Raw genomic sequence first — 25,743 nt, forward strand, 5'->3', positions numbered from 1 at the left:
ACGGAACGGAACGAAGGAGCCTCGGGACAAGCAGGACCTGGTACCAGAAGCCGCCAACCGGCCAACAGGCCGGCACGACCAGACGAGGACACCACCCACCGTGCACATCGAAACGCACGCCCCGTCAGTACCGCTTTCCACCCCGATCTCGCCGCCCGGCTCCACGGAGGACTCCCCCTTGACCCCGCTCACCACGCTCACCGCGCTCGACGACGCCATCGAGAACCTCGGTGTGCCCGTCCCGTGCCGCTCCTACGACCCGGAGGTCTTCTTCGCCGAGTCGCCCGCCGACGTCGAGTACGCCAAGTCCCTCTGCCGCACCTGCCCGCTCGTCGAGGCCTGCCTCGCCGGCGCGAAGGACCGCCGCGAGCCGTGGGGTGTCTGGGGTGGCGAGCTCTTCGTCCAGGGTGTCGTCGTGGCCCGCAAGCGTCCGCGTGGCCGCCCGCGCAAGAACCCGGTCGCAGCGTGACCGCGACCTGTGGGGTCCCCGCCCCCACCCGCAGTCTGCGCCTCGGAACGATCGACCGCCCCTCCACACATGACCCCCGGAATCAGGCTCCAATGATCACCCCCACGAAGGAGCCCGTCGGCTCCGCCACCCCCGACGTCACCATCATCGGCGCGAACGACTCGCGTCAGAACAGGACCCGCGAAATGCAACTCATCCCAGAAGCCCTGGCACGTGCGCATATGCACGACCGCCTGCGGGAGGCCCAGGAGGACCGCCAGTCGGCCCGCCTGCTCGCCGCCCGCCGGATGCAGCGCCGGGCGGAGCGCGCCTCGCTGCGCGCCCGCCGCGCGCTGGCCATGGCGGTCATGCACTGACGGTCGCGCACTGACGGTCCGACCGTCACCAGCTGACCCGCACAGCCATCACGCCCTGCGGGGCCGTTCGGACACACGGACGGCCCCGCAGGGCGTTTGCGCTGTCGGTCGTCCGGTCACGGGGATATCGTCGCGACGTGGACGAGGAGACCGATCCCCCGAACAGTCCGAGAACCCCGTACAGCCCGAGCAGCCGGGACAGTCCGCGAATCCGGAACAGTCCGGAGATCCGGAACATTCCGTTGCGGGAAGCGTGGTGTGTGCCCGGTGCGGCACCACCGCCGACGGCGACACCGACACCGTCCCCGTGACCTGGCTCAGCTCCGTCGAGGACGGACGCCGTCTCCACTTCTGCGAGAGCTGCGCCCGCCTCCACATCCGCGCGATCGAGAGCCGCCTCGACTCACTCTGGTGGTGACCCCGGACCCCTTGCCCCCGGGCCCCGGACCTCCTCCCCCGGGCCCGGACCTCCTCCCCCCGGGCCCCGACGCCTGGCCCCGGCCGACCTACGCCTGGACCGCCTCTCCCTCCGGCTCGCCCGCCTCCTCCGACGCCTCGGCGAGGAACCCCGGCAGCCACGTATCGAGCTCGTCGCGCATCCGGACCGTCGCGCCGAGCTGGCACAGCACCCCGATCGTGCTGAGCGTCACCCGGTGTATGAGGACGTAGGCCGGGGGGAGGTTGAGCTGCCTGCCGAGCTGGTGGGCGGGGGAGCGCGGGTCAGCTATCCGGGCGGCCTGGTCACGGATCCAGCCACGGGTGAAGGTGAACTCCTCCACCTGCGTCGGCTCGATGATCGGGAGCAGGTAGTCGAGGACCTCGTCCGGGTCCAGGTCGATCGACTCCTTCACGAAGTTCTCTTCGCAGAGCAGCCCGTACACCCCCGCCGCGTCGCCCTCCAGCGCCATCCGCAAGGAGTCGCCGATGGTCTGCGGCAGCCCGCCCGGAAGCCGGTCGACCGTGCCGAAGTCCAGCACCCCCAGCCGCCACGCACTGACCGGGCCGCCTTCCTCCTCCGGATGCTCCGCGTCCTGGGCCGGGGGCAGCAGCCGGAAGTTGCCCGGATGCGGGTCGGCGTGCAGCAGCCCGGTGCGCGCCGGACCGGAGAAGAGGAAGCGGGCCAGCAGCTGCCCCGCACGGTCCCGCTGCTCCGCCGTGCCCTCCACAATGACCTCGGACAGCGGTATCCCGTCGATCCACTCCGTCACCAGCACCTGGTCGGCCTGATGCACCACCTGCGGGATCACCACATCCGGGTCGTCCTCGAACTCGGCCGCGTGCTCCCGCTGGGCCTGCGCCTCCAGCTCGTAGTCCAGCTCCTCCGACACCCGGTCGCGCAGCTCCTTGATCAACGGCTTGATGTCCATCCCCGGGACCAGCGGACCGAGCAGCCGGGCGAAACGGCTGAGCTGGGCGAGGTCGGAGAGCAACGCCTCGCCCGCCCCGGGATACTGCACCTTCACCGCGACCTCGCGGCCGTCGTGCCACACCGCCCGGTGCACCTGCCCGATCGAGGCGGCAGCCGCCGGCGTGTCCTCGAACTCCAGGAAATACTCCCGCCAGTCCTCGCCGATCCGTTCCTCCAGCACCCCGTGGACCGTGCGCGCGGGCAGCGGCGGCGCGGCCTCCTGAAGCTTGGTCAGCGCGGCCCGGTAGGGACCGGCGATTTCTTCGGGGAGCGCCGACTCGAAGACCGAGAGGGCCTGACCCAGCTTCATGGCCCCGCCCTTCAGCTCACCCAGGGTCTTGAACAACTGGTCCGCCGTGCGCTGTTGCACCTCACGGGCGACCAGCTCGGCCGACTTTCCGCCGATCCGCCTGCCCAGACCCCAGGTGGCACGGCCGGCGAAGCCGAGCGGAAGCGCGGCCAGCTTGGCCGTACGCGTAACCGCCTTCCGGGGAAGATCAGACATGTGCCCCTCCAGTTCCCAGACTGCCGCGCCGCTCGGCCGCCGGTGTCACTCCGGCGGCGGCGGTCACCCCGCCATTGTGTCCTGCGCCGGAACGCCCCCGGAGACCCGTTCCCCTCCAGCGCCCCCGGCGGCACCGCAGGAGCAGTCCGCATGCGGCCCGATCTGCTCGGAACGCCAGTCCAGCAGCGGTAGAGCGGCCTCCCAGCGGGTTCCCGTACAGGCGGGGAGATCCCCGTCCAGGAACGCCAGGGCATGGGCCGCGGCCAGCCCGGCGACCGCCGTCGCGAGCCCCAGATCGCAGGCGGGCACCGCCCCCCGCCGCCCGGAACGCCACTGCGCCAGCATCCGGGGCCACTGCGGATCGCGGTCCGCACGGTGCAGCTCCAGGCAGCCCGCGCAGCCGGTGCCCCCGGGCAGGACGAGCGGCCCGACCACCCCGGTCGCCTCGATCACGCCCGCATAGAGATGGGGAGTGCCCGACGCGATCCAGGGACCCGCGGTGTCCGCGACGGGGGCGTACACCGCGAGGCCGTCCCGGGGAGCGACGACGATCAGGGACAGGCCGGGCTCTCCGGCGCTCTCCGCCGGACCCGGCCCGGGCGCCGAACGGCGGACGAGCCGACGGGCCGCCACATCGCGCCGTTCCCCCACGGACGCCGGAGGCAGGCCCCCGGGCGCCACGTCCCAGGGCTCGGCCCGGCCCCGTCGAGCACCTCCACCTGCCCCACCCCCGCACCGGACAGCACGGAGGCGATGGACGCCCCGACCCGGCCCGCACCCCGCACCTGGACCCGCATCGCCCGCCGGGCCCCCATCCGGCGCAGCCCGCCGCCCGGCTCGGAGCGGACAACCGACAGCGAAGCCACGTCGGGGCGCTGGCGGTCCATCACTTCGACACGACGGCGCAGCACATCGGCTTGTGGACCGGCCGACCTCGGGTCGTCGAGGAGCCCGGCCTCCGTCAACCGGGCCAGCAGGACGTCCACGTGATGTTCCGACAGGTCCAGGGCGCGCGCCTCCTCGTACAGCAGGGGCACACCACGCGTGCCGTCGAGCAGTTCCAGAAAGCTCCCCGTGGCGATGTCCACCGGACCGAGCGTCACGGCATGCGCGGGTGTCACACCGAACTGCACGGTGTTCCGTCCGCGCCAGGCGCGACGCAGTGCGGGCTTCAGCATCGGATACATGACTTCTCCCCCCGAGTAGTGCCACGGGCACGGGTGCGCCCGCGAGCCTGCTGATCCGCGGAACTTCGGGATCTTTCCGCTTCTCCGGAACTTTCCGCTTCTTCCGCAGGACCACCGCCAGAATGCGGGCCCGCCGCGAACCGTGCGTGGAGTTGTCCACAGGTGCGGGCTGTTGATCGGATAATCCGGCATCGTGGTAGAAGCGACCTTGGGGCGGGACATCTTTCCCGGACAGCGGGTAACGTCGTGGCGTGCCCGCCGACCCCTCGTCCGACTCCGCCGGGGAGACCCCGCAGGCCTCCGCGCGCAGCGCCGGAAGCCATCAGCGCAGCGCGGCGGCCCATCCGGCCCGCGCCGCGGCGACGAGCGCGGTCGAGGTCCGCAGAAGCACCCGGCGCAGGAAGTCGGTCACCGCCTACCGCGAGGGCGACCGCACGATCGTGCTCATCCCCGCCCGGATGTCGCAGGCGGAGGAGCGGCGCTGGGTGGGCGTGATGCTGGACAAGCTCGCCGCGCAGGAGAGCAAGCGACGCGTGGGCGACACCGGGCTCGAGGAGCGTGCCGCCCGGCTCTCCGCCCAGTATTTCGACGGTCGCGCCAGGCCCGCCTCGGTGCGCTGGGTGACCAACCAGAACACCCGCTGGGGCTCGTGCACCCCCGCCGAGGGCAGCATCAGACTCTCGCACCGGCTGCAGGGCATGCCGGAGTACGTCGTCGACTACGTGCTCCTCCACGAGCTGGCGCATCTGCTCGTTCCCGGACACGGTCCGGACTTCTGGCGGCTGCTGGAGGCGTATCCGCGTACCGAGCGCGCCCGCGGGTTCCTGGAGGGCGTGGTGGCGGCCGAGGGGCTGCCCCGGCTGCCCGCCGCCCGCGAGGAGTGACCGGGGTCGTTCGCGTTCGCCGATTCTGTACCGGGTGTGTACCGGCTTGGTCCGATGTCGTTGTTTGCGGTTAGCCTGACGCGACGCATTTACCTTCGGGATGGGGGACGGTCGTTACGCATGGCCAGGGAATTCCAACGCGGCCACAAGGCCAAGATCAGTGATCTCACGGCAGGGACGGATCTGTACGTAGGCGTGCAGATCGCCGCGCCCGGGCTGACTTTCGACATCAGCTGCTTCGGTCTGGACGCCAACGAGCAGCTCTCCGACGACCGGTACTTCATCTTCTTCAATCAGCCGAAATCGCCCGAGGAGTCCATCCAGCTCCTGGGCGCGCAGTCCGGTGACACCGAGTCCTTCCGCGTCACGCTCGACCGCATCCCGGCAGCCATCCAGAAGCTCTCCTTCACCGCGACGCTCGACGGCGCCGGGCAGATGTCCCAGATCGGCCCGGGGTACATCCGGATCGTCGCGGGCGGCGAGGAAGTGGTGCGGTACTCCTTCACCGGATCGGAGTTCACCACCGAGCGCGCGGTGATGCTCGGCGACTTCTATCTGAAGGACGTCTGGCGCTTCGCCGCCGTCGGCCAGGGCTTCGACGGCGGTCTCGAAGCGCTCCTGAAGAACTTCGGCGGCGAGGTCGCCGAGGAAGAGGCGCCGCCCGCCCCCGCCGCCGCCCCGGGCTTCGCCCCGCCGGCCCAGGCCGCCGCGCCCCCGGCCTTCGGCGCGCCCCCCGCCCCGGCCGCGCCCCAGGCCCCGCAGCCCGCACCGTCCTTCGGCGCCCCGTCCGCGCCCACGCCGCCGCCCGCGCCGCAGCAGCCGGTGCACACGGCACCGACGATCGCCGCCCCGCTGGCACCCCAGGCCCCCGCGGCTCCCCAGGTCCCGTCCCCGTACGGCCAGCCCCAGCAGCCCCAGCAGCCCCAGCAGCCCCAGTTCGGCCAGGTCCCGGGCCAGGCCGCCCCGCCCGCCGCTCCCTTCGGCCAGCAGGCCCCGCCCTACGGTCAGCCCGCTCCGGCCCCGTACGGTCAGCAGCCCCCCGGTTCCATGCCCCCGGGCGCCCCGCAGGGTGTGCCCCAGGGCGTGCCGGCCACCGGTGCGGGCCTGCAGGCTGCCCTGCAGCCGTACAAGGAGACCGCGACCGGGCAGCGCTGGACCCCGCAGAACCAGCAGCTCATGCGGGTCGACCTGACCATGGGCGGAGCAGGGGTCCTGGCCCGCCAGGGCAGCATGGTGATGTATCAGGGCAAGGTGGACTTCGGCTACAAGAGCGCCGGATTCGTCGGCCGCGCCGTGGGCAACGCCACCGGCCAGGAGATGCAGCTGATGCGCTGTACCGGCCGCGGCCAGGTCTTCCTCGCCGAGGAAGGCTCGCACCTGCACCCGATCGAGCTCCAGGGCGACGGCATCTGCGTCTCCGCCGAGAGCGTCCTCGCCTTCGACGAGTCCCTCCAGTACGAGGTGCGCAGGGTCGAGGGCCACGGCATCCCCGGCGGCGCGCTGTTCACCATGCTGTTCCAGGGCACCGGCACCGTGGTCGTGAAGACCCACGGCACCCCGGTCGTCCTGCCGGTCACGCCCACCACGTTCGCCGACTGCAACGCGGTCGTCGCCTGGTCGGCCGCCTCCCAGGTGATCGTCTCCAGCCAGGTCCGGCTGCGCCGCAACGCGTACCCGGGACACAGCGGCGAGACCGTGAACCTCCAGTTCCGGGGAGCCCCCGGCAACTTCATCGTCGTCCAGCCCTACGAGGTCTGAGGGAGCCCGTCATGAACCAGCAACTCGCGGGCTTCGCCCCGACCCCCGTCACGGCCCGGATGGAGAACCACGGCAGCACCATGCTCAAGGTCGCCATGGCGACCGGGCAGGACCTCTTCGCGCGCACCGGCTCGATGGTCGCGTACGAGGGCTTCATCCAGTACGAGCCCAACCCGCCCGCCGCCCGGCAGATCGCCTCCCAGTGGATCACCGGCGAGGGCGCACCCGTCATGAAGTGCTCCGGCGACGGGCTGCTCTACCTCGCCGACTACGGTGCCGACGTGGTCGTCATCAACCTCGACAACGACTCCATCTCCGTCAACGGCACCAACCTCCTCGCTTTCGACGCCCACCTCACGTGGGGCGTCGAGAAGGTCAAGGGGCTCGCCAAGTTCGCCGGACAGGGCCTGTGGAACGTCGTCGTCCAGGGCACCGGATGGGTCGCCATCACCTCCCGGGGCACCCCGATCGTCGTCGACTGCGGGCGCGGCGAGGACGAGACGTACGTCGACCCGGACGCGCTCGTCGCCTGGTCCCCGAACCTGAAGGTGAAGGGCAAGCGCAGCTTCAAGGCGGGCTCGCTGATCGGACGGGGCAGCGGCGAGGCGTACCAGATGGCCTTCTCCGGCCAGGGCATCGTCGTCGTCCAGCCGAGCGAGGACAGCACGGACCGTCTGCGGATCCGGAACTGACGGGGAGGGAGAACACATCATGCAGAGTCCGCTTTTCAGCTACACCGAGCAGCAGACCCACGACCGGTACGCGATCCAGAACCCGCAGCTCCTGCGGGTCTCGCTGACCGGCCACGACGACATCCTCGCCCGCAAGGGCGCGATGGTCGCCTACCAGGGTCTGATGGACTTCGACGGGGAATACCAGTCGCGGAGCCAGCGCAACGCCCGCGCGCGCACCGGCGAGGGCCTCGACCTGATGCGCGTGTCCGGCCAGGGCACCGTCTACCTCGCCAACCTCGCGCAGTACATCCACGTCGTGGACGTCGACCGCGAGGGGATGACCGTGGACAGCTCCTACGTCCTCGCGCTCGACTCCTCGCTGCACACCGAGGTCATCGCGGTCGACAGCCAGTACGGCATCTCCGGCAGCGGCAAGTACCAGCTCAACATCTCCGGCTCGGGCAAGGTCGCCCTCATGACCTCGGGTCAGCCGCTGATGATGCAGGTAACGCCCGAGAAGTACGTCAACGTCGACGCGGACGCGATCGTCGCCTGGTCCAGCTCCCTGCGGGTGCAGATGCAGGCCCAGACGCACTCCTCCGGCGTCTTCAGGCGTCGTGGCAACACCGGCGAGGGCTGGGAGCTGAGCTTCCTCGGCCAGGGCTTCGCGCTGGTGCAGCCGAGCGAGGTCATGCCTCCGCAGAACGCCCAGATCGGCCAGGGCGCCCGCGCCCAGTTCGGCATGGGCCAGCAGGGCTCCCACGGCCAGAACCAGAACAACGCCTGGAACTGACCGGCACCCGCAGCACAGCCGGTAGCGGTATCCGACAGCGGTAAGGGGCGGCCTCCAGAGAGGCCGCCCCTTACCCATGTCCGTTCAGCCCGCCGTCACAGCCGGGCCCGCGTCGCCTCCAGCAACCGGGCGACCGAGGCGTCGGCCACCCGGGGCACGTCCTCGTAGCCGAACCAGCGCAGCTCCAGGGACTCCTCGCTGATCCGCTCCGCCGCCCCGGCCGGGGCCAGCGCGGCGTACTGCACATCGAGGTGCCAGTTGCAGGGGGACGGAATCGGGTGCCGGTCCAGCCGGACCGGTCCGCCGGACAGCAGGGTGAGTCCCGCGATACCGGACTCCTCCGTCGCCTCCCGGAGCGCCGCCGCCTCCAGGGAGGCGTCCTGAGGCTCGCAGTGGCCGCCCATCTGGAGCCACATCCGCAGCTTCCGGTGCAGGGTCAGCAGAACCTCGCCCCGCTCCGGATCGATCACCAGGGCGCTGGCCGTCAGATGCCCGGCCCCGCACGCCTTCCACATGCCGTCGTCGTGGCGTGCCAGATGGTCCAGATAGGTCTGACGCAGCTCCGCCTGCTCACCGTGTGTGTCCTCGGTCCCCTCGGGGGCGTATCCCTTCAGTACGAGGACGGCGTCGTCGTGCAGGGTCACCGGTCGCGGCCGTCCTTGCCGCCCTCGTCGTCGCCCTTGCCCTCGCCCTGGTCACCGGCGTCGGTCTCGGGGGCCTTCGGCCTGTCCTTGCCGGAGCCCTTCGCCGCCTCGCCCAGCATCTTGTCCAGCTCGGAGAAATCGGCCTGCTCGTGGTGGACGAAGCCGTCCGGGTCGTCCAGGTCGTGGGCGGTCGGCAGCATGTCCGGGTGGGCCCAGAGCGCGTCCCGGCCCTCCAGACCCCGTGCGTCCGTGAGCGAGGCCCACAGGCGCGCGGCGTCCCGCAGCCGGCGCGGGCGCAGCTGGAGACCGATGAGCGTCGCGAACGTCTGCTCGGCCGGTCCACCGGAGGCGCGACACCTGCGCATCGTCTCGCGCAGCGCGTCGGACGAGGTCAGCCGGGACTTCGCGGCCTCGTGGACCACCGCGTCCACCCAGCCCTCCACCAGCGCGAGAGCCGTCTCCAGCCGGGCCAGCGACGCCTTCTGCTCGGGCGTGTCCTCGGGCTGGAACATGCCCTGCTGAAGGGCGTCCTGCAACTGCTCCGGCTGCGAGGGGTCGAACTGGCCGACCACGTCCTCCAGCTTGCTGGTGTCGACCTTGATGCCGCGCGCATACGCCTCGACGGCACCGAAGAGATGCGACCGCAGCCACGGCACATGGGCGAAGAGCCGCTGGTGAGCGGCCTCGCGCAGGGCGAGATACAGCCGGACCTCGTCCTGCGGGACGCTGAGGTCCTTGCCGAACCGCTCCACGTTCAGCGGGAGGAGCGCGGCCTTGCCCGCGGGACCGAGCGGCAGCCCGATGTCGGTGGAACCGACCACCTCACCGGCCAGCGTGCCCACGGCCTGCCCGATCTGCTGGCCGAACATGGCACCGCCCATCGACCGCATCATGCCGATCAGCGGGCCCGCCATGGCCTGCATCTCCTCGGGCAGCACATCACCCATCGCCAGGCCCACCCGCTCGGCCACCGGGTCGACCAGCTGCTGCCAGGCCGGCAGCGAGGCCTCGACCCACTCGGCCCGGCTCCACGCCACCGTGGAGACCGAACCGGACGGCATCGACGTCACACCGTCCAGCCAGAGGTCCGCCAGCCGCAGCGCCTCATCGACCGACGTCCGCTCCGAGGGGCCGACGCTGGCGTCCTTGGAACCGTCCGGGGCGCCCTGCGACACCGTCTGCCGCGCGATCTGCTTGGCCATGTCCCAGTTCACGGGACCGCCCTCGTAACTCAGCATCTGGCCGAGCTGCTGGAAGGCCGCACCGAGATCGTTCGGGTTCATCGAGCCGAACATTGCGGCGAACGGGTTGTCCCCGCCCGCCCCCGGCCCGAAACCGAACGGGTTTCCCATCCCGCCCGCGCTCTGCCCACCTTCGGTGGGGTCCTTCTTCTTGCCCTCGTCGCCGTTCTCCGGCTCCTCCGGCGGAAGGCCGAATCCGAATGGGGTGTCACTCACGGGTTTCCTCGGCTCGTAGGGCCGCCGGCTCGAACCGACGGCGACTGCCCGACATCACCATCCAGCGTAGACACCACGCCCGCTTCGGGCCTCAGTGCTCCGCCGACTCCCGGCCTGCGGCAGGATGGACGCCACCTGGTACGTACGCGTCATGCGGGTACGTACTGAAGACAACCGCTGGAGACGCCCGGTGAGTTCCCCAGATCCGCAGGTTCGCGCAGCGCGAAACCTGACCGACCCCGCGCCCGAGAACACACCCGAAGAGAAACGCCCCAGGTCCCGCAGAAACCGGGGCCCCGTCGTCGCGGTCACCGGCGCCGCCACCGGCATCGGCGAACTGCTGACCGCCCACCTCGCCGCATCCGACGCGATCAAGCAGGTCATCGCGATCGACGAGCGGCGCGGCGAGGTCTCCGAGGCGACCTGGCACATCCTGGACGTACGGGACCCGGCGATCGCCGAGAAGCTGCGCGGCGCGGACGTCGTCGTGCACCTGGCCCTCGACCTCGATCTGGAGACCGACCCCGCCGCGCGCACCGCGTACAACGTACGCGGCACCCAGACCGTGCTCACCGCCGCGGCCGCCGTCGGAGTCCACCGGGTCGTGCTGTGCACCTCGGCGATGGTCTACGGGGCACTCGCCGACAACGACGTCCCCCTCTCCGAGGACGCCGAGCTGCGGGCCACCGCCGAGGCCACCGGCGTCGGCGACCTCCTGGAGATCGAACGGCTCGGCCGCCGGGCCCCGCGCGCCCACCCCGGGCTCAACGTCACGGTCGTGCGCCCCACCGTCCTGGTCGGCGGCACCGACACCGCCCTGACCCGCTACTTCGAGTCCCCGCGCCTCCTGGTCGTCGCCGGATCCCGCCCCACCTGGCAGTTCTGCCATGTCGAGGACCTGGTGACGGCGCTGGAGTACGCCGCCCTGGAGAAGATCGACGGCGAGTTCGCGGTCGGCTGCGACGGCTGGCTGGAGCAGGAGGAGGTCGAGGAGCTCAGCGGCGTACGCCGGATGGAGCTGCCCTCCACCGTCGCGCTCGGGGCCGCCGCCCGGCTCCACCGGATCGGCCTCACCCCGTCCCCGGCGGGCGACCTGGCGTACACGATGCACCCCTGGGTGGTCAGCGTCAGCCGGCTGCACGACGCGGGATGGCGGCCGAAGTGGACGAACGAGGAGGTGCTCGGCGCCCTTCTCGAAGAGGTCGAGGGCCGCCACACGCTCGCCGGACGCCGTCTCGGCCGCAAGGACGCGACCGCCGCCGGAGCCGCCGGAGCCACGGTCGCCCTGCTCGGCGCCGCCGCCGTGGTCCGCCGCGCCCGCAAGGCCCGCCGCCGCATCTGACCGCCCGCCGCCCGCGGGCCCCTGTAGGAGGCTCCAAACCGGCCGCCCGGCCGCCGGTAGAAGAGGCAATTCCGGGATGTCGGAGCCGTACGGCACGATGGGAGCATGGCACCCACCCACGACCACCCCGGCGAATACGCGGCAGTCGACCCCGTCCGGCTGCTGGCGATCCGGGACACCCCGCTCTCCGTCGACGAGGTCTTCCGCGCCGTCGGCGACGACGCGGCGGGCGGCATCGCGCTCTTCGTCGGCACCGTGCGCAACCATGACGCGGGTCAGGACGTCGGCGCGCTCGGCTATTCCTGCCACCCCTCGGCCGAGGACGAGCTGCGCCGAGTGGCGGAGAAGATCGTCGCCGACTTCCCGGTCCGCGCCCTGGCGGCCGTCCACCGAGTGGGTGAACTGGAAGTGGGTGACCTGGCCGTCGTCGTCGCGGTCGCCTGCCCGCACCGCGCCGAGGCCTTCGAGGCCTGCCGCAAGCTCATCGACGACCTCAAGCACGAGGTTCCCATCTGGAAACACCAGCGCTTCTCGGACGGCACGGAGGAGTGGGTCGGAGCCTGCTGAGCGCAAACCGTACCGGGGCGCATCAGCCCCGATTTGCGTAACCGCACCCCCGCCACGAGCGTTGGTCTTCCGGATCGTTAATCTGCTGATCGGGCATCCGGTCGCTCATGGGGTAGGGAGGTCGTGATGGCGGCACTCGCTTGGCTGTTGATTCCACTTATCGCTGCTGTCGGTGGTGCGATATGGGCGAGTTGGGCAGCCCGCAATCGCACGATCGGCGATGTCACCGAACTCGCCGGCTACGCCAGGTTCCGTGACGCGATGGAGAAATCGCACTCCGGTTCCGAGGCTCTCTGAGACCGACGCACGCCGCGTGACCACCTTCCGCCGCGTTCCGGTCGCCTCGTACGGACCGGCCCCGGCGGTGCACTGACAGGCCCTTCCCGTACTGTCGTTCCATGCCACGCCGCACCGCGACGATGCTCGCCTCCGCTCTCGTCCTCATCGCGCTGCTCTGCGCAGGCGTGCTGATCAAAGTGCCGTATTCGGAGATGTCCCCCGGACCGACGGTCAACACGCTCGGCGAGGCACGTGGCGAGCCCGTCCTGCGGATCTCCGGTCGCAAGACGTACCCGGCGTCCGGCCATCTCAACATGACGACCGTCCGCGTCACCGGGGCGGACTACCGGATGAACATCTTCGAGGCCGTCCACGGCTGGCTGGCCCACGACAGCGTCGTGGTGCCGCACGACACGCTCTACCCGGACGGGAAGACCGAGGAGGAGTCCACCCAGGAGAACGCCGAGGAGTTCAGCCAGTCCCAGGAGAGCGCCAAGGTGGCCGCTCTGAAGGAACTGGGCATCCCGGTCTCCACGCAGGTGGTGGTCTCCACGGTGGTCAAGGGCAGCCCCTCCGAGGGCAAGCTGCACGCGGGCGACGTGATCAAGGCCGTCGACGGTACGGCGGTCAAGGAGCCCGAGGATGTCGCGAAGCTCGTCACCGAACACCGGCCCGGCGAGAACGTCACCTTCACCATCGTCCCGGCGAAGGAGGCCGCCGCGGCCGAGAAGGCGGGCCGCGCCCCCGAGGGCGGCGAGAAGGTCACGATCAGGACCGTGAAGGCTCCCCCCGCCGAGGACGGGGGGAGGAGGGCAAGGACCGGGCGATCGTCGGGATCAGGGCCGGCACGGACCACACGTTCCCGTTCGAGATCGACATCGAGCTCGCGGACGTCGGCGGGCCGAGCGCCGGGCTGATGTTCTCCCTCGGGATCATCGACAAGCTCACCCCGGGCGATCTGACCGGCGGCAAGTTCGTCGCGGGCACCGGCACCATCGACGACGCGGGCACCGTCGGGCCGATCGGTGGTATCACGATGAAGCTGGTCGGCGCCCGCAACGCCGGCGCCCGCTACTTCCTCACCCCGGACGACAACTGCGCCTCGGCCGCCGCCGACACACCGGACGGGCTCACCCTCGTACGGGTCAAGACCATCGGGGACGCCACGAAGTCGCTGGAGCGGATCAAGGCCGGCAAGACCGCCGGCCTGCCGAGCTGCTCGACCGGCTGACAGCGCGCACCGCCGGTCCGGAGGACCGGCACGCGCCGATGACCGCCGCGCCCGGGACCCGACCGACGGCCCCGGGCGGCGGCCCGGTCAGGACTCGAACGTCGCCGCGAGCGCCTCGGCGAGGCCGGGCACCAGGCCGGCGCCGGTCAGCACCTCGGTCGGGGAGTCCTTCTCCCGCAGCCGTACGGCGGACTCACGCGCCCCGTCCCGCAGGACGGCCACGGTCATCCGAACCTCCTGCCGGTCGGGGTGCTTGGCCACCCACGCGGTCAGCTGCTTGTCGCTGAGCTTCTCCGGTACGGAGGCCTCGGCGGACGGAGGCAGCATCAGCCGCTCCACCGTCATGGCGCAGCCGACCACGGCGTCGGGCCAGGCGATCGTGGCGAGGAAGTCGTCGAGCGCGGTGCCCGGAGGCAGCTCGTCCTGCTCGATCGGGGTGAGCGCGGCGACCGAGGAACTCGGGTCCTCCAGGCCCAGCTGGGCGGCGAGTCCGGGCTCCTGGGTCCGCAGCCGGTCGGTGTCGACCAGGGCGAAGAGCCGGGCGGGCTGGTCCCAGCCGAGGCTGGAGGCATAGGCGTCGATTTCGAGGACGGCGACGGTCAGCGGACTCGCGGCCATCGGGGGTCCTGCGGGGGAAACGTTGGGCATGGGCAATATCCTGCCTCCTTCCGCCCCGGGAACGGGAACTAGGTAAAGCTTCCGTAAGTTGCATAGGTGGGCTCTAGGATCGCTGGGCCTGTTCACACGACCGCGAACTTCGAGGTGCGCACGTTGGCTTTCCAGATGCCGGACCGCGGCGGAGGCCCGACCGGGCCACGGATCAGAGTCGGCCGCCCGTCCCGGCGCGCCCGTACCCTGCTCATGACTTTGGGTGTCCTGGCGGTTCTCGCCATGGCCTTCGTCATGTTCGCGGGGTTCTGGACGGACTGGCTCTGGTACAGGTCGGTCGCCTATTCATCCGTCTTCACCACCACCCTGTGGACCAAGATCGGGCTGTTCCTCGTCTTCGGACTGCTGATGGCGATCGCCATCGGCGTGAACATCTGGCTCGCGCACCGGCTCCGGCCGCCGCTGAGCGCGATGTCACTGGAGCAGCAGAGCCTGGACCGCTACCGCATGAGCATCGCCCCCTACAAGAAGTGGGTGCTGCTCGCCGTCACGGCGCTCGTCGCGCTGATCGCCGGAGCCTCCGCCTCCGGCCAGTGGCGCACGTGGCTGATGTACGTCAACGGCACGCCGTTCGGGCAGAAGGACCCCCAGTTCCAGCTGGACGTCGCCTTCTACGCCTTCGACCTGCCGTGGTACCGCTTCATGCTGGGCTTCGGCTTCGCGGCGACCGTGCTCTCGCTGATCGCCGCCGCTCTGACCCACTACCTGTACGGCGGGCTGCGCATCACCAGCCCGGGTGCCCGGGCCACCGGGGCGGCCACCGGCCACCTCTCGGTCCTGCTCGGGATCTTCGTCTCCCTGAAGGCCGTCGCCTACTGGCTCGACCGGTACGGGCTGGCGGTGAAGTCCAGTGACTTCAAGGCCACGGACAACTGGACGGGCCTGAGGTACGTCGACGCCAACGCCTATCTCCCGGCGAAGACCATCCTGTTCTGCATCGCCGCGATCTGCGCCGTGCTGTTCTTCGCGACGCTGTGGCGCCGCACCTGGCAGCTCCCGGTCATCGGCTTCGGCCTGATGGTGCTCTCGGCGATCCTGATCGGCGGGCTCTACCCGGCGATCGTGCAGAAGTTCCAGGTCCAGCCGAACGAGCAGGCCAAGGAAGCGCCGTTCATCCAGAAGAACATCGATGCCACACGCGACGCGTACGGCATCGATGACGCCAAGGTGGACGACTACGACGGTCAGGCGACCACGGGCGACGACAGCAAGCTGCGGGCCGCGGCCAACACCGCCGCCAGCTACCGCGTGATGGACCCCAACGTCGTCTCCCCGGCCTTCCAGCAGCTCCAGCAGCGGAGGAACTACTACCAGTTCCCGACGACGCTCGACGTCGACCGCTACAAGGACAAGGACGGCAAGGAGCAGGACACGATCATCGGTCTGCGTGAGCTGAACATCCAGGGCCTCCCCAAGCGGAACTGGATCAACGACCACTTCACGTACACCCACGGCTACGGCGCCATCGCGGCCCGAGGCACCACCACCGGCACCAACCCGACGGGGTCCCCGGACTTCACCGAGTCGGGCCTGCCCTCCACCGGTGAGTTCGGGAAGTACGAGCAGCGGATCTACTACGGCGAGAAGACCGAGCAGTACTCCATCGTCGGCGGGCCCCAGAAGGAGCTCGACTACGAGGAGGACGGCGAGAAGACCACCAGCTACGAGGGCGACAGCGGGGTCAGTCTCTCCAACTCCTTCAACCGTGCCGCGTACGCGGTCGCCTTCAGCGAGCCGCAGATCATGTACTCGGGAGCCATCGGTGACGGCTCGCGGATCCTGTACAACCGCACGCCCAAGGAGCGCGTCGAGGCGGTCGCCCCGTGGCTGACCATCGACGGCGACGCCTATCCGGCGGTCGTCGACGGCCGGATCAAGTGGATCGTCGACGCGTACACCACGACCAACGGCTACCCGTACGCCTCGCGGACGACGCTCGGCGACACCACGGCCGACTCGCTGACCACCAACCAGCGCGCGGTCGTGGCCCAGCAGAACCAGGTCAACTACATCCGCAACTCGGTGAAGGCCACCGTCGACGCGTACGACGGCAAGGTCAAGCTCTACGAGTGGGACACCGAGGACCCGGTCCTCAAGACCTGGCGCAAGGCGTTCCCGGGCACGGTCGAGCCGCGCGGTGACATCCCGCAGGAGCTCATGGACCACCTGCGCTATCCGCAGGACCTCTTCAAGGTCCAGCGCGAGCTGCTCACCCGCTACCACGTCGAGGATCCCGCGCAGTTCTACAGCGGCTCCGACGCGTGGCAGGTGCCGGACGACCCGACCAACAAGGAGCCGGGCTCCGTCCCGCCGTACTACCTGAGCATGAAGATGCCGGGCCAGAGCGAGCAGGAGTTCTCGCTGACCACCACGTTCACACCGAGAGGGCGGCCCAACCTGGGGGCCTTCATGGCGGTGAACGCGGACGCGGCCAGCAAGGACTACGGCACCATGCGGCTGCTCCGGGTCACCTCCACGGTGAAGGGCCCGGGCCAGGTACAGAGTGAGCTCAACGGTAACGACGACGTCGCCGAGTTCGTGAGGAACCTCAAGGGCACCGACTCGGACATCGAGTACGGAAACCTGCTGACGGTTCCGCTGGAGGGCGGCTTCCTCTACATCGAGCCGGTGTACACACGCGGTGGCAACCAGAACTACCCGCTGCTGCGCAAGGTCGCCGCCTCGTACGGTTCGAAGATCGTCTTCGAGAACAACCTCAAGGACGCGCTCAACGCGGTCTTCGGGGTCGAGGACGACGGGTCCACGCCACCGCCGGACTCCGACGACCCGCCCCCGGGCGAGACCGACGAACCCCCGGCCACCGGCAGCGCCGCTCTCAAGAAGGCCATCGCGGACGCCCAGAAGGCGTACTCCGACGGTGAGAAGGCGCTCCAGGAGCAGGACTGGCCGGCTTACGGCAAGGCCCAGGAGGCTCTCCAGGACGCCCTGGAACGAGCCGCCGCCGCGCAGCCCAAGGCGGGCAGCGAAGGGGACAAGGCCGACGGAGCCGAGAAGCCGGCTGGCGACGCCAAGCCGGAAGGTGACGCGAAGCCGGAAGGTGACGCGAAGCCGGACAGTTCGGCCGAGCAGGCCTCCGACCAGGGCAGCTGAGTAAGACCCACCCCGCGTCGTGGTATGGTTTCACCACAACGACGCGGGGTGGAGCAGCTCGGTAGCTCGCTGGGCTCATAACCCAGAGGTCGCAGGTTCAAATCCTGTCCCCGCTACTGAAGACGAAGGCCCGGATCTCATGGAGATCCGGGCCTTCGTCGTGTCTGTTGTGTGTGCGGGCCGTGTCGGTCCCGGGTCGAGGGCGTGAAGTGCGGTTCGCTGGACAGCAGTTGCCTCCAGGCGTGTTTGACTTGTCTCCCTGTGGGCATGTCGACAAAACGCTGTAGTGACCTCACTGGCCGCGATATACCAGGTGTACGCGGGTTACAGGTGGTGCGACGATGGTATTTATGGGGGACAGGGCAACTCTGTTGGAGACAGGGCGGTTTGTGCAGCAGCGCGGCCAAGATGCGGAAAGCGCGGTAGACGCGGCTTTCGCCGCTGCCATCGCCGGGGCGGGCGCACCGGTCCAGCGGACCGGCGCCGCCGACACGGGCGTTGCCGCAGCCCCGTCCGACGACGACACCACGGACGCGATCGACGCCGCGGACAGTGCCGAGAGCGAGGCGCGCCACCGCCGTGCCGCCGACGAGGGCGACACCGCGTCCATGAGTGTTCTGGGCGCGCTGCTGCTGCGCCGCGGCGAACTGGACGGCGCGGAGCGGTATCTGCGCGCCGCCACCGCCGACGGGGACCGGGCTGCCGCGAACAACCTGGGCGTCCTCCTGCACCAGCGCGGCTACCCGGACGAGGCCGCCGGCTGGTGGCGCATCGCCGCCGTGGCCGGTTCCGCCGCGGCCGCCCACGCGCTCGGCCGGCATTTCCGCGAGCGCGGCGACGAACCCGGTGCGGAGTACTGGCTGCGCCAGTCCGCCGAGCAGGGGCACGCGCTGGGCGCGTACGCGCTGGCCGACCTCCTGGAGCACCGCAGCGACGTCGGCGCCGAGCGCTGGCTGCGCGCCGCCGCCGAGCAGGGGCATCGGGAGGCCGCCTACCGGCTGGCCCGCGCCCTGGAGCGGAAGGCCGTCGAGGACCCGCACGAGGCCTTCGGCCTGGGACGGAATGCCACGTCCGGCGGAAGCGGAACGGGCCTCGACCTCCCTGGTGCGACGACCGCGCCCGCACGGAACGCCCGGGCAGCGGCCCCCGCGGGGGGGAAGAGTGCGGTCGACGGCGACAGCCCCGTGGCGGGCCCCGCCGCCGGCCGGGTCGGCGAGGCCGAGCAGTGGTACCGCCAGGCCGCCGCCCGGGGCCACCGGCGTGCCGCCCTGCACCTCGGCGCGATCCTGGAGCAGCGCGGCGAGCTCAAGGAGGCCGGCCGCTGGTACCTCACCTCCGCCAAGGACGGTGAGCCCCGTGCCGCCTGTGCCCTGGGCTTCCTGCTGCGCGACGCGGGCGACGAGGAGAGCGCCGCCGTCTGGTGGCTGCGCGCCGCCCAGGACGGCGACGGCAACGCCGCCAACGCGCTCGGCGCGCTGCACGCCGCACGCGGTGAGCAGCAGACCGCCGAGCGCTGGTACCGGGCCGCCATGGACGCCGGTGACGTCAACGGGGCGTACAACCTCGGGCTGCTCTGCGCCGCGCAGGACCGCATCCCGCAGGCCGAGCAGTGGTACCGCCGTGCCGCGTACGCGGGACACCGGGAGGCCGCCAACGCGCTCGCCGTGCTCCTCCTCCAGGCGGGCGACCACGCCGGGGCCGAGCCCTGGTTCTCCAAGGCGGCCGAGGCGGGCAGCGTCGACGCGGCCTTCAACCTCGGCATCCTGCACGCGGGGCGCGACGAGGACCGTACGGCGCTGGGCTGGTACGAGCGCGCGGCGGCGGCCGGGCACACCGACGCGGCGCTCCAGGTCGCCATGGCCCTGCTGCGCGACGGCGACGACCAGGAGGCCGAGCGGCACCTGCGCTGCGCCGCGGGCGGCGGCAGTGCCGAGGCCGCGTTCCGGCTGGCCGGGGTGCTGGACGCACGCCAGCCGCCGCCGGGCCCGCCCGCGCTGGGTGAGCCGATGCCGGAGAAGACCGAGTGCGAGGAGTGGTACGAGCGGGCCGCCCAGCAGGGCCACCGCCGCGCCCAGGTCCGGGTCGGCATGCTCGCCGCCGCCCGCGGGGACGTGGAGAGCGCCGCCCACTGGTACCGGGAGGCCGCCGAGGCGGGCAGCCGCAACGGGGCCTTCAACCTCGGGCTGCTGCTGGCCCGCGAGGGCAGCGAGCGCGAGGCCGCCCTGTGGTGGACCCGCGCGGCCGGCGCCGGTCACGGCCGTGCCGCTCTGCGCCTGGCACTCCTCGCCGCCCGCCGGGGTGAGCTCACCGAGGGGCAGCGCTGGTGTGCGCGGGCGATGGAGCTGGGCCCGGCCGAGGTGGCCGAGCGGGCCGCGCGGTTGCGTGAGGCGCTGCACCAGGAGCTGACCGCGTGACGGGTACCGCACGGAGGCCGTCCGGGGCCGCTTGAATGAATTTGCGCTGCCCGACCCGTTGACGTAATGTTGCATTCAACGACGCGGGGTGGAGCAGCTCGGTAGCTCGCTGGGCTCATAACCCAGAGGTCGCAGGTTCAAATCCTGTCCCCGCTACTGAAGACGAAGGCCCGGATCTCATGGAGATCCGGGCCTTCGTCATGTTCGGACACGCAGAGAGCCGGGGCCGCCTGTCGCGACAGGCGGCCCCGGACATGCTCGGGCAGGCGGCCGACTCAGGCGGTGGCGGCGCAGGTCGGGCAGATGCCCCGGTACGTCACCTCGACGTCGGAGACCGTGAAGCCGTAGCGCTCGTCCGTCGGCAGGTCCGCCAGCGGGTTGCCCGCCGGGTGGACGTCCCGGATCGCGCCGCACCGCGCGCACACCAGGTGGTGGTGGGGGCGGTGCGCGTTCGGGTCGTAGCGCTTGGCCCGGCGGTCGGTGGAGACCTCCAGCACCTCGCCGAGGGACACCATCTCGCCGAGGGTGTTGTAGACGGTGGCGCGCGAGATCTCGGGCAGCCGGGAAACGGCCCTCGCGTGGACCTCGTCCGCCGTCAGGTGTACGTGGTCCCCGTCGAGGACCTCGGCCACGACACGCCGCTGCGCCGTCATGCGCCAGCCGCGTCCACGAAGTCGTTCCAGCAGGTCGCTCATGCAGCCCAGCCTAACAGTGGAGGGATCGAGTCCCGATCGGGTGTGACTTTGGATGCTCGCTTGACTTAGACATTGTCCATTGTAGGATCGATAACGGCATTGGCCAAGGGACAGGGCTGTACAGGATTTGACCGCTGTGCAGGGATACGACGCAGGAGGCGCACGTGACGCAGGGACCGCTGACGACGGAGGCCGGCGCGCCGGTAGCCGACAACCAGAACAGTGAGACCGCGGGCCCCGGCGGTCCCGTTCTCGTCCAGGACCAGGCGCTTCTGGAGAAGCTCGCCCACTTCAACCGCGAGCGCGTCCCGGAGCGCGTCGTGCACGCCCGCGGCGCCGGCGCGTACGGCACCTTCACGCTGACCCGCGACGTCTCCCAGTGGACCCGGGCGAAGTTCCTCTCCGAGGTCGGCAAGCAGACGGAGACCTTCCTGCGCTTCTCGACCGTCGCGGGCAACCTCGGCTCCGCCGACGCCGTGCGCGACCCGCGTGGTTTCGCGCTGAAGTTCTACACCGAGGAGGGCAACTACGACCTCGTCGGCAACAACACCCCGGTGTTCTTCATCAAGGACGCCATCAAGTTCCCCGACTTCATCCACACCCAGAAGCGCGACCCGTACACCGGCTCGCAGGAGGCGGACAACGTCTGGGACTTCTGGGGCCTGTCGCCCGAGTCGACGCACCAGGTGACCTGGCTCTTCGGCGACCGAGGCATCCCGGCCACGCTGCGCCACATGAACGGGTACGGCTCGCACACCTATCAGTGGAACAACGAGGCCGGCGAGGTCTTCTGGGTCAAGTACCACTTCAAGACCGATCAGGGCATCAAGAACCTCACCCAGGACGAGGCCAACAAGCTCGCCGGTGAGGACCCCGACAGCCACCAGCGCGATCTGCGCGAGGCGATCGAGCGCGGCGACTTCCCGTCCTGGACCGTGCAGGTCCAGATCATGCCGGCGGCGGACGCGGCGACGTACCGTTTCAACCCGTTCGACCTGACCAAGGTGTGGCCGCACGCGGACTACCCGCCGATCGAGATCGGCAAGCTGGAGCTCAACCGCAACCCGGAGAACATCTTCGCCGAGGTCGAGCAGTCGATCTTCAGCCCCGCGCACTTCGTGCCGGGCATCGGCCCGTCCCCGGACAAGATGCTCCAGGGCCGCCTGTTCGCGTACGGCGACGCCCACCGCTACCGCGTCGGCATCAACGCCGACCACCTGCCGGTGAACCGCCCGCACGCCACCGAGGCGCGCACCAACAGCCGGGACGGCTACCTCTACGACGGCCGTCACAAGGGCGCCAAGAACTACGAGCCCAACAGCTTCGGCGGACCCTCCCAGACCGACCGGCCGCTGTGGCAGCCGCTTCCGGTCACCGGCGCCACCGGCAGCACCGAGGCGCCCGGCCACGCCGAGGACAACGACTTCGTCCAGGCGGGCGACCTCTACCGACTGATGTCGGAGGACGAGAAGAGCCGACTGATCGAGAACCTCGCCGGGTTCATCGCCAAGGTCTCGCGCGACGACATCGCCGAGCGCGCGATCAACAACTTCCGCCAGGCGGACGGCGACTTCGGCAAGCGGCTGGAGGCCGCGGTCCAGGCCCTCCGCGGCTGACCGGACGCTTGCCGTCGACGGTGGGCCGGATCCCCTCGCGGGGGTCCGGCCCACCGGTCGTTCTGGCCCCGGCGGGCGTCAGCCGGCCGCCGCCGCGGGCGTGCGCCGACGGGCGGGCGCCCAGCAGCGGATGATGTCGCGCACCGACACGACGCCCACCGGGCCCTCGCCGTCCAGCACGATCAGGTGCCGGAACCCTCCGTGCGTCATGGCTTCCGCGGCCTCCTCCAGCGTCCAGGCCGGGGCGGCGAACACCACGTCGGTGGTGGTGTGGGCGGACGTGGTCTCCCGGTCGGGGTCCATCCCCGATCCGACCGCGTCGAGGATGTCGCGCTCGGTGATGATGCCGAGCCCGCAGGTGTCCGGATCGTGGACGACAGCTGCCCCGACACGGCGGGCCGACATCAGCCGGGCCGCCTGTCGGAGCGTATGGGTGGGGCCGATGGTGAGGACCACCGTGCTCATGGCGTCACGGACGAGCATGAATCGAGCCACCTCCTCGGTGAGCCGACTCTGTGAGTCGATTCACAAGTTCACAAGTGAACGGACTCTCAGAGTTGCACCCTTGGAGCGGGTCGACAAGGGGTGGGCGGGCGTGCGCCGGGGGAGTGCGCGAGCACGCGCGCGAGGGCGAGCGCCGCCGGGCGGTACGGCTCAGCGGCGTCGCCGAGCACGGGTCAGTAGCGCTGGTTGAGATATCCCAGCAGCTCGTCGTGGAGGAGGCCGTTCGAAGCCGCCGCGTTCCCGCCGCCCGGACCGTCCTCCCCGTCCAGCGAGGTGTACCGGCCGCCCGCCTCCTGGACGACGATCGCGGGCGCGGCCATGTCCCACAGCGACAGCTCCGGCTCCGCGCAGATGTCCACGGAACCCTCGGCGACCATCATGTACGGCCAGAAATCCCCGTACCCCCGCGTCCGCCAGCAGGCCCGGGTGAGGTCCAGAAGGCCGTCGAGGCGGCTCTGCGCCTCCCAGCCCGCCAGGGACGAGAACGCGAACGAGGCGTCGGCGATCCGCCCCACCTTCGACACGTGCATCCGGGTCGCCGAGGTGAGGCTGCGGCCGGTGAACGCGCCCGCGCCCTTCGCCGCCCACCAGCGCCGGTTCAGCGCGGGCGCGGAGACCACGCCCACCACCGGTCGGAAGCCCTCCTCGCCCGCCTCCATCAGCGCGATCAGCGTCGCCCACACCGGCACACCGCGCACATAGTTCTTGGTGCCGTCGATCGGGTCGATCACCCAGCGCCGCGGACCGGAGCCCTCGACCCCGTACTCCTCGCCCAGGATCGCGTCCCGCGGGCGGGCCCGATGCAGATGGCCCCGGATCAGCTCCTCGGCGGCCTTGTCGGCCTCGCTCACCGGCGTCATGTCCGGCTTGGTCTCCACCTTCAGGTCGAGAGCCTTGAACCGGTCCATCGTCGCGGCGTCGGCGGCGTCCGCCAGTACGTGGGCGAGGCGCAGATCATCGTGGTAGTCGGGCATGCCGCCACAGTATCCAGCGCCGCCGGACGCGGGCTACAGCGCCCCTGCCGCCCGGAACCCTTGACAGCCCCCGGATGCGCCCCAACTCTGAACGCAGGATCCCGGGGCGGGGGAGGCGACGATGCCGACGGCGCGAGAGGCCCTGCTGGACGCCGCCCTCCGGGCCCTGGCCGGCCGGCCCTGGCACGCCGTGCGCATGGTCGACGTCGCCGCCCTGGCCGATGTCTCGCGCCAGACGCTCTACAACGAGTTCGGCACCAGGAGCGGACTGGCCGAGGCTCTCCTGCGACGAGCCGCCGACGGCTATCTCGCCGGGGTCGACCGGGCCCTGACCGCCCCCGTGCCCGATCGTCCGGCCGCCGTCGCGCTCTGGACCCTCCGGGCCGCCCGCCAGGACGCGCTGGTCAGGGCGCTGCTCACCGGGCACTGGGCGGAGGGGCTGCCCCGGCCGGACCGGAGGCCGGGCTCCGGGGGCCGTCCGGGCGGGAAGCCGCCGCCGCGCCCCGAGGAACTGCTCGCGCTGGTCCGGGACCGGATGGCGGCGGCGTCGCCCGGGGTCGCCGCCGGGCGCTGCGAGATCGTCCTGCGCCTCGCGCTGTCCTGTGTGATCGCGCCGGTGCCGGGCGACGACGCCACGGACAGCCGCGCGCTCCGCCTCCTCCGGGAGGCGGCGCGGCCGGTGGTCCGGGAGAGCGCGTAGCGGGGGCTCAGTGCGCCGAGCCGGACAGCTGGAGGCCGATCACCCCGATGATCACCAGGGAGATCGACACCAGCTTCAGGGTGGAGACCACGTCGCCGAGGAAGACCATGCCGTAGATCGCGGTCCCGGCGGCGCCGATTCCGGTCCACACCGCGTAGGCCGGGCCGACGTCCAGCTTCTTCAGCGCCAGGGTCAGCAGACCGAAGCTGCCGAGCGCGAACGCGGCGAAGGCGATCGTCGGCCAGAGCCGGGTGAATCCGTGGGAGAGCTTCAGACACACGGCGAAGCCGGTCTCCAGCAGTCCTGCGACCACGACCAGCAGCCACGCCATCGTCAGTTGCCTCCCGCATAGGTGACCGGCTTCGGTGCGTGAACGTACCCGGTGGACGGCGTGAAGCACCGCTCACTCGGTGCGATTATGCCTTTACCGGTCGTTGAAGCTCGCAAACATGCCCAGGCCGCCCCGACCGATTGTGGCCAAAAACGCCGTCAGTCGCCCTCGTGCCGCTCGCGGGTGGCGAGAAGCCGGCGCAGGGAGTCCAGGCGCGCCGGGTCGGCGTGCCCCTCGGCGACCCAGGCGTCCAGCGCGCATTCGGGCTGATTCCCGTCGTGGGTGCAGCCGCGCGGGCACTTCTCGGTGCCCGGCTCCAGGTCCGGGAAGGCGTGGATGACACGCGACGGGTCGACGTGGTGCAGCCCGAAGGAGCGCACGCCGGGGGTGTCGACCACCCAGCCCCGGTCGCCGGGCAGCGGCAGGGCGAGGGCCGAGGTCGTGGTGTGCCGGCCCCGGCCGGTGACGGCGTTGACGATGCCCGTGGTCCGCCGCCGGTCCTCCGGAACCAGGGCGTTGACCAGCGTCGTCTTGCCCACCCCGGAGTGCCCGACGAAGGCGGTGACCTTGCCGTCCAGCAGCTCGCGCACCCGCTCCGCCGCGTCCCCGTTCTCCAGCTCCTCACGGCTGGTCACGATGTACGGGACGCCGAGCGGGGTGTACGCCTCCAGCAGCTTGTCCGGCGACGCCAAGTCGGACTTGGTCAGCACGAGGAGCGGGGTGAGCCCGCCGTCGTACGCCGCCACCAGACAGCGGTCGATCATGCGCGGGCGGGGCTCCGGGTCGGCCAGCGCGGTGACGATCGCCAGCTGGTCGGCGTTGGCGACGACCACGCGCTCGTAGGGATCGTCGTCGTCGGCCGTGCGGCGCAGCACCGTACGGCGCGGGGCGATCCGCACGATCCGGGCCAGGGTGTCCTTCTCGCCGGAGAGGTCACCGACGATGGAGACGGTGTCGCCCACCACGGCGGCCTTGCGCCCCAGCTCGCGGGCCTTCATCGCGACCACGGTCCGGCCGTCGACGAGGCAGGTGAGCCGGCCCCGGTCGACGGTGAGGACCATGCCGTCCTCGGCGTCCTCGTGCTTGGGCCGGATGTGCGTACGCGGCCGGTTGCCCTTGCGGTTGGGGCGGACGCGGATGTCGTCCTCGTCGGGGTTCTTCCCGTAGCGGCGCAT

General features: G+C 71.1%; 23 protein-coding genes, 2 tRNA genes and 2 pseudogenes. 17 read left to right on the forward strand and 10 right to left on the reverse strand.

Annotation, left to right across the window (positions count from 1 at the left end; translation table 11 throughout):
• Positions 1-100 precede the first annotated feature (100 nt).
• The 3 genes from CCZ36_RS23980 (at position 101) to CCZ36_RS34860 (ending at position 1,243) form a co-directional block, all read left to right on the forward strand.
• Positions 101-469 (forward strand): WhiB family transcriptional regulator, encoded by a 369-nt coding sequence (locus tag CCZ36_RS23980; protein ID WP_069739988.1) that lies wholly within the window; start codon positions 101-103, stop codon positions 467-469.
• Positions 466-825: a hypothetical protein gene (locus CCZ36_RS23985; RefSeq protein ID WP_030810574.1), complete on the forward strand. Its 360-nt coding sequence runs from the start codon at positions 466-468 to the stop codon at positions 823-825. Before CCZ36_RS23980 ends, CCZ36_RS23985 begins: the two co-directional genes overlap by 4 nt.
• A gap of 253 nt (positions 826-1,078) precedes the next feature.
• Complete coding sequence (locus tag CCZ36_RS34860) at positions 1,079-1,243, forward strand: hypothetical protein (RefSeq protein ID WP_164873454.1); 165 nt, start codon at positions 1,079-1,081, stop codon at positions 1,241-1,243.
• An 88-nt stretch (positions 1,244-1,331) separates the two neighbouring features.
• On the opposite strand, the gene CCZ36_RS23990 is transcribed toward CCZ36_RS34860, so the two are convergent.
• Positions 1,332-2,738, reverse strand: coding sequence for an ABC1 kinase family protein (locus CCZ36_RS23990; protein ID WP_128818529.1), 1,407 nt, complete (start codon positions 2,736-2,738; stop codon positions 1,332-1,334).
• A 63-nt stretch (positions 2,739-2,801) separates the two neighbouring features.
• Positions 2,802-3,925, reverse strand: a pseudogene (locus CCZ36_RS23995) (ThiF family adenylyltransferase).
• Positions 3,926-4,176: 251 nt separating this feature from the next.
• Between CCZ36_RS23995 and CCZ36_RS24000 the strand changes: the two are divergent.
• From CCZ36_RS24000 to CCZ36_RS24015, 4 genes are all read left to right on the forward strand, one after another.
• Positions 4,177-4,809: a M48 metallopeptidase family protein gene (locus CCZ36_RS24000; protein ID WP_128818530.1), complete on the forward strand. Its 633-nt coding sequence runs from the start codon at positions 4,177-4,179 to the stop codon at positions 4,807-4,809.
• A gap of 120 nt (positions 4,810-4,929) precedes the next feature.
• Complete coding sequence (locus tag CCZ36_RS24005) at positions 4,930-6,567, forward strand: TerD family protein (RefSeq protein WP_128818531.1); 1,638 nt, start codon at positions 4,930-4,932, stop codon at positions 6,565-6,567.
• An 11-nt stretch (positions 6,568-6,578) separates the two neighbouring features.
• The gene (locus tag CCZ36_RS24010; protein WP_069737510.1) at positions 6,579-7,259 is read left to right on the forward strand and encodes an AIM24 family protein; all 681 of its coding nucleotides are present in this window, start codon (positions 6,579-6,581) and stop codon (positions 7,257-7,259) included.
• Positions 7,260-7,278: 19 nt separating this feature from the next.
• Entirely contained in the window at positions 7,279-8,034 is a 756-nt protein-coding gene (locus CCZ36_RS24015; RefSeq protein ID WP_069737511.1) for an AIM24 family protein, read from the forward strand.
• Between the two features lie 95 nt (positions 8,035-8,129).
• On the opposite strand, the gene CCZ36_RS24020 is transcribed toward CCZ36_RS24015, so the two are convergent.
• Both CCZ36_RS24020 and CCZ36_RS24025 read right to left on the reverse strand, forming a co-directional pair.
• Positions 8,130-8,678 (reverse strand): NUDIX hydrolase, encoded by a 549-nt coding sequence (locus tag CCZ36_RS24020; RefSeq protein ID WP_069737512.1) that lies wholly within the window; start codon positions 8,676-8,678, stop codon positions 8,130-8,132.
• Positions 8,675-10,135 carry a zinc-dependent metalloprotease gene (locus tag CCZ36_RS24025; RefSeq protein ID WP_128818532.1) on the reverse strand — a complete coding sequence of 487 codons (1,461 nt, stop codon included), beginning with the start codon at positions 10,133-10,135 and terminating at the stop codon, positions 8,675-8,677. The genes CCZ36_RS24020 and CCZ36_RS24025 overlap by 4 nt, the downstream gene beginning before the upstream one ends.
• Positions 10,136-10,325: 190 nt before the next feature.
• Between CCZ36_RS24025 and CCZ36_RS24030 the strand changes: the two genes are divergently transcribed.
• The 4 genes and pseudogenes from CCZ36_RS24030 (at position 10,326) to CCZ36_RS24040 (ending at position 13,554) form a co-directional block, all read left to right on the forward strand.
• Positions 10,326-11,477 carry an SDR family oxidoreductase gene (locus CCZ36_RS24030; protein WP_069742894.1) on the forward strand — a complete coding sequence of 384 codons (1,152 nt, stop codon included), beginning with the start codon at positions 10,326-10,328 and terminating at the stop codon, positions 11,475-11,477.
• A 105-nt stretch (positions 11,478-11,582) separates the two neighbouring features.
• Complete coding sequence (locus CCZ36_RS24035; RefSeq protein WP_128818533.1) at positions 11,583-12,044, forward strand: molybdenum cofactor biosynthesis protein MoaE; 462 nt, start codon at positions 11,583-11,585, stop codon at positions 12,042-12,044.
• Between the two features lie 126 nt (positions 12,045-12,170).
• Positions 12,171-12,341 carry a hypothetical protein gene (locus CCZ36_RS34865; RefSeq protein ID WP_164873541.1) on the forward strand — a complete coding sequence of 57 codons (171 nt, stop codon included), beginning with the start codon at positions 12,171-12,173 and terminating at the stop codon, positions 12,339-12,341.
• Positions 12,342-12,442: 101 nt separating this feature from the next.
• A pseudogene (locus CCZ36_RS24040) lies at positions 12,443-13,554 on the forward strand (YlbL family protein).
• An 87-nt stretch (positions 13,555-13,641) separates the two neighbouring features.
• Here CCZ36_RS24040 and CCZ36_RS24045 read toward each other — a convergent pair.
• Positions 13,642-14,202 carry a PPA1309 family protein gene (locus tag CCZ36_RS24045; RefSeq protein ID WP_234427770.1) on the reverse strand — a complete coding sequence of 187 codons (561 nt, stop codon included), beginning with the start codon at positions 14,200-14,202 and terminating at the stop codon, positions 13,642-13,644.
• A 135-nt stretch (positions 14,203-14,337) separates the two neighbouring features.
• Between CCZ36_RS24045 and CCZ36_RS24050 the strand changes: the two genes are divergently transcribed.
• From CCZ36_RS24050 to CCZ36_RS24065, 4 genes are all read left to right on the forward strand, one after another.
• Complete coding sequence (locus CCZ36_RS24050) at positions 14,338-17,334, forward strand: UPF0182 family membrane protein (RefSeq protein ID WP_128819713.1); 2,997 nt, start codon at positions 14,338-14,340, stop codon at positions 17,332-17,334.
• A 42-nt stretch (positions 17,335-17,376) separates the two neighbouring features.
• Positions 17,377-17,450 (forward strand) — tRNA-Met (locus CCZ36_RS24055).
• A 225-nt stretch (positions 17,451-17,675) separates the two neighbouring features.
• Positions 17,676-19,748 (forward strand): tetratricopeptide repeat protein, encoded by a 2,073-nt coding sequence (locus CCZ36_RS24060; protein WP_128818534.1) that lies wholly within the window; start codon positions 17,676-17,678, stop codon positions 19,746-19,748.
• An 82-nt stretch (positions 19,749-19,830) separates the two neighbouring features.
• A tRNA-Met gene (locus CCZ36_RS24065) sits at positions 19,831-19,904 on the forward strand.
• Positions 19,905-20,023: 119 nt separating this feature from the next.
• Here CCZ36_RS24065 and CCZ36_RS24070 read toward each other — a convergent pair.
• Entirely contained in the window at positions 20,024-20,443 is a 420-nt protein-coding gene (locus tag CCZ36_RS24070) for a Fur family transcriptional regulator (protein ID WP_069737520.1), read from the reverse strand.
• A 164-nt stretch (positions 20,444-20,607) separates the two neighbouring features.
• On the opposite strand from CCZ36_RS24070, the gene CCZ36_RS24075 reads away from it, so the two are divergent.
• Positions 20,608-22,059 (forward strand): catalase, encoded by a 1,452-nt coding sequence (locus CCZ36_RS24075; RefSeq protein ID WP_069737521.1) that lies wholly within the window; start codon positions 20,608-20,610, stop codon positions 22,057-22,059.
• Positions 22,060-22,137: 78 nt separating this feature from the next.
• Here the strand turns inward: CCZ36_RS24075 and CCZ36_RS24080 are convergent, their stop codons facing one another.
• Together CCZ36_RS24080 and hisN are read right to left on the reverse strand one after the other, a co-directional pair.
• The gene (locus CCZ36_RS24080; protein WP_128818535.1) at positions 22,138-22,542 is read right to left on the reverse strand and encodes a CBS domain-containing protein; all 405 of its coding nucleotides are present in this window, start codon (positions 22,540-22,542) and stop codon (positions 22,138-22,140) included.
• Positions 22,543-22,736: 194 nt separating this feature from the next.
• Positions 22,737-23,537: a histidinol-phosphatase gene (gene hisN, locus CCZ36_RS24085; RefSeq protein WP_069737523.1), complete on the reverse strand. Its 801-nt coding sequence runs from the start codon at positions 23,535-23,537 to the stop codon at positions 22,737-22,739.
• A 121-nt stretch (positions 23,538-23,658) separates the two neighbouring features.
• Here hisN and CCZ36_RS24090 point away from each other — a divergent pair, with 121 nt between their 5' ends.
• Positions 23,659-24,237, forward strand: a complete 579-nt coding sequence (locus CCZ36_RS24090) for a TetR family transcriptional regulator (protein ID WP_128818536.1) — start codon at positions 23,659-23,661, stop codon at positions 24,235-24,237.
• Positions 24,238-24,244: 7 nt separating this feature from the next.
• On the opposite strand, the gene CCZ36_RS24095 is transcribed toward CCZ36_RS24090, so the two are convergent.
• Both CCZ36_RS24095 and rsgA read right to left on the reverse strand, forming a co-directional pair.
• The gene (locus CCZ36_RS24095; protein ID WP_069737525.1) at positions 24,245-24,568 is read right to left on the reverse strand and encodes a DMT family transporter; all 324 of its coding nucleotides are present in this window, start codon (positions 24,566-24,568) and stop codon (positions 24,245-24,247) included.
• Between the two features lie 158 nt (positions 24,569-24,726).
• Positions 24,727-25,743: a ribosome small subunit-dependent GTPase A gene (rsgA, locus tag CCZ36_RS24100; RefSeq protein WP_069742888.1), complete on the reverse strand. Its 1,017-nt coding sequence runs from the start codon at positions 25,741-25,743 to the stop codon at positions 24,727-24,729.

The sequence above is a fragment of the Streptomyces sp. S063 genome (assembly GCF_002832675.1).
Lineage (GTDB): Bacteria > Actinomycetota > Actinomycetes > Streptomycetales > Streptomycetaceae > Streptomyces > Streptomyces sindenensis.

Bases quoted from the DNA above. Each gene is read 5' to 3' on its own strand.
- CCZ36_RS23990 (WP_128818529.1), bottom strand. From the start codon at position 2,738: ATGTCTGATCTTCCCCGGAAGGCGGTTACGCGTACGGCCAAGCTGGCC.
- CCZ36_RS24005 (WP_128818531.1), top strand. From the start codon at position 4,930: ATGGCCAGGGAATTCCAACGCGGCCACAAGGCCAAGATCAGTGATCTC.
- CCZ36_RS24010 (WP_069737510.1), top strand. From the start codon at position 6,579: ATGAACCAGCAACTCGCGGGCTTCGCCCCGACCCCCGTCACGGCCCGG.
- CCZ36_RS24015 (WP_069737511.1), top strand. From the start codon at position 7,279: ATGCAGAGTCCGCTTTTCAGCTACACCGAGCAGCAGACCCACGACCGG.
- CCZ36_RS24035 (WP_128818533.1), top strand. From the start codon at position 11,583: ATGGCACCCACCCACGACCACCCCGGCGAATACGCGGCAGTCGACCCC.
- CCZ36_RS34865 (WP_164873541.1), top strand. From the start codon at position 12,171: ATGGCGGCACTCGCTTGGCTGTTGATTCCACTTATCGCTGCTGTCGGT.
- CCZ36_RS24045 (WP_234427770.1), bottom strand. From the start codon at position 14,202: ATGCCCAACGTTTCCCCCGCAGGACCCCCGATGGCCGCGAGTCCGCTG.
- CCZ36_RS24050 (WP_128819713.1), top strand. From the start codon at position 14,338: ATGCCGGACCGCGGCGGAGGCCCGACCGGGCCACGGATCAGAGTCGGC.
- CCZ36_RS24060 (WP_128818534.1), top strand. From the start codon at position 17,676: ATGGTATTTATGGGGGACAGGGCAACTCTGTTGGAGACAGGGCGGTTT.
- CCZ36_RS24070 (WP_069737520.1), bottom strand. From the start codon at position 20,443: ATGAGCGACCTGCTGGAACGACTTCGTGGACGCGGCTGGCGCATGACG.
- CCZ36_RS24080 (WP_128818535.1), bottom strand. From the start codon at position 22,542: ATGCTCGTCCGTGACGCCATGAGCACGGTGGTCCTCACCATCGGCCCC.
- hisN (WP_069737523.1), bottom strand. From the start codon at position 23,537: ATGCCCGACTACCACGATGATCTGCGCCTCGCCCACGTACTGGCGGAC.
- CCZ36_RS24090 (WP_128818536.1), top strand. From the start codon at position 23,659: ATGCCGACGGCGCGAGAGGCCCTGCTGGACGCCGCCCTCCGGGCCCTG.
- CCZ36_RS24095 (WP_069737525.1), bottom strand. From the start codon at position 24,568: ATGGCGTGGCTGCTGGTCGTGGTCGCAGGACTGCTGGAGACCGGCTTC.
- rsgA (WP_069742888.1), bottom strand. From the start codon at position 25,743: ATGCGCCGCTACGGGAAGAACCCCGACGAGGACGACATCCGCGTCCGC.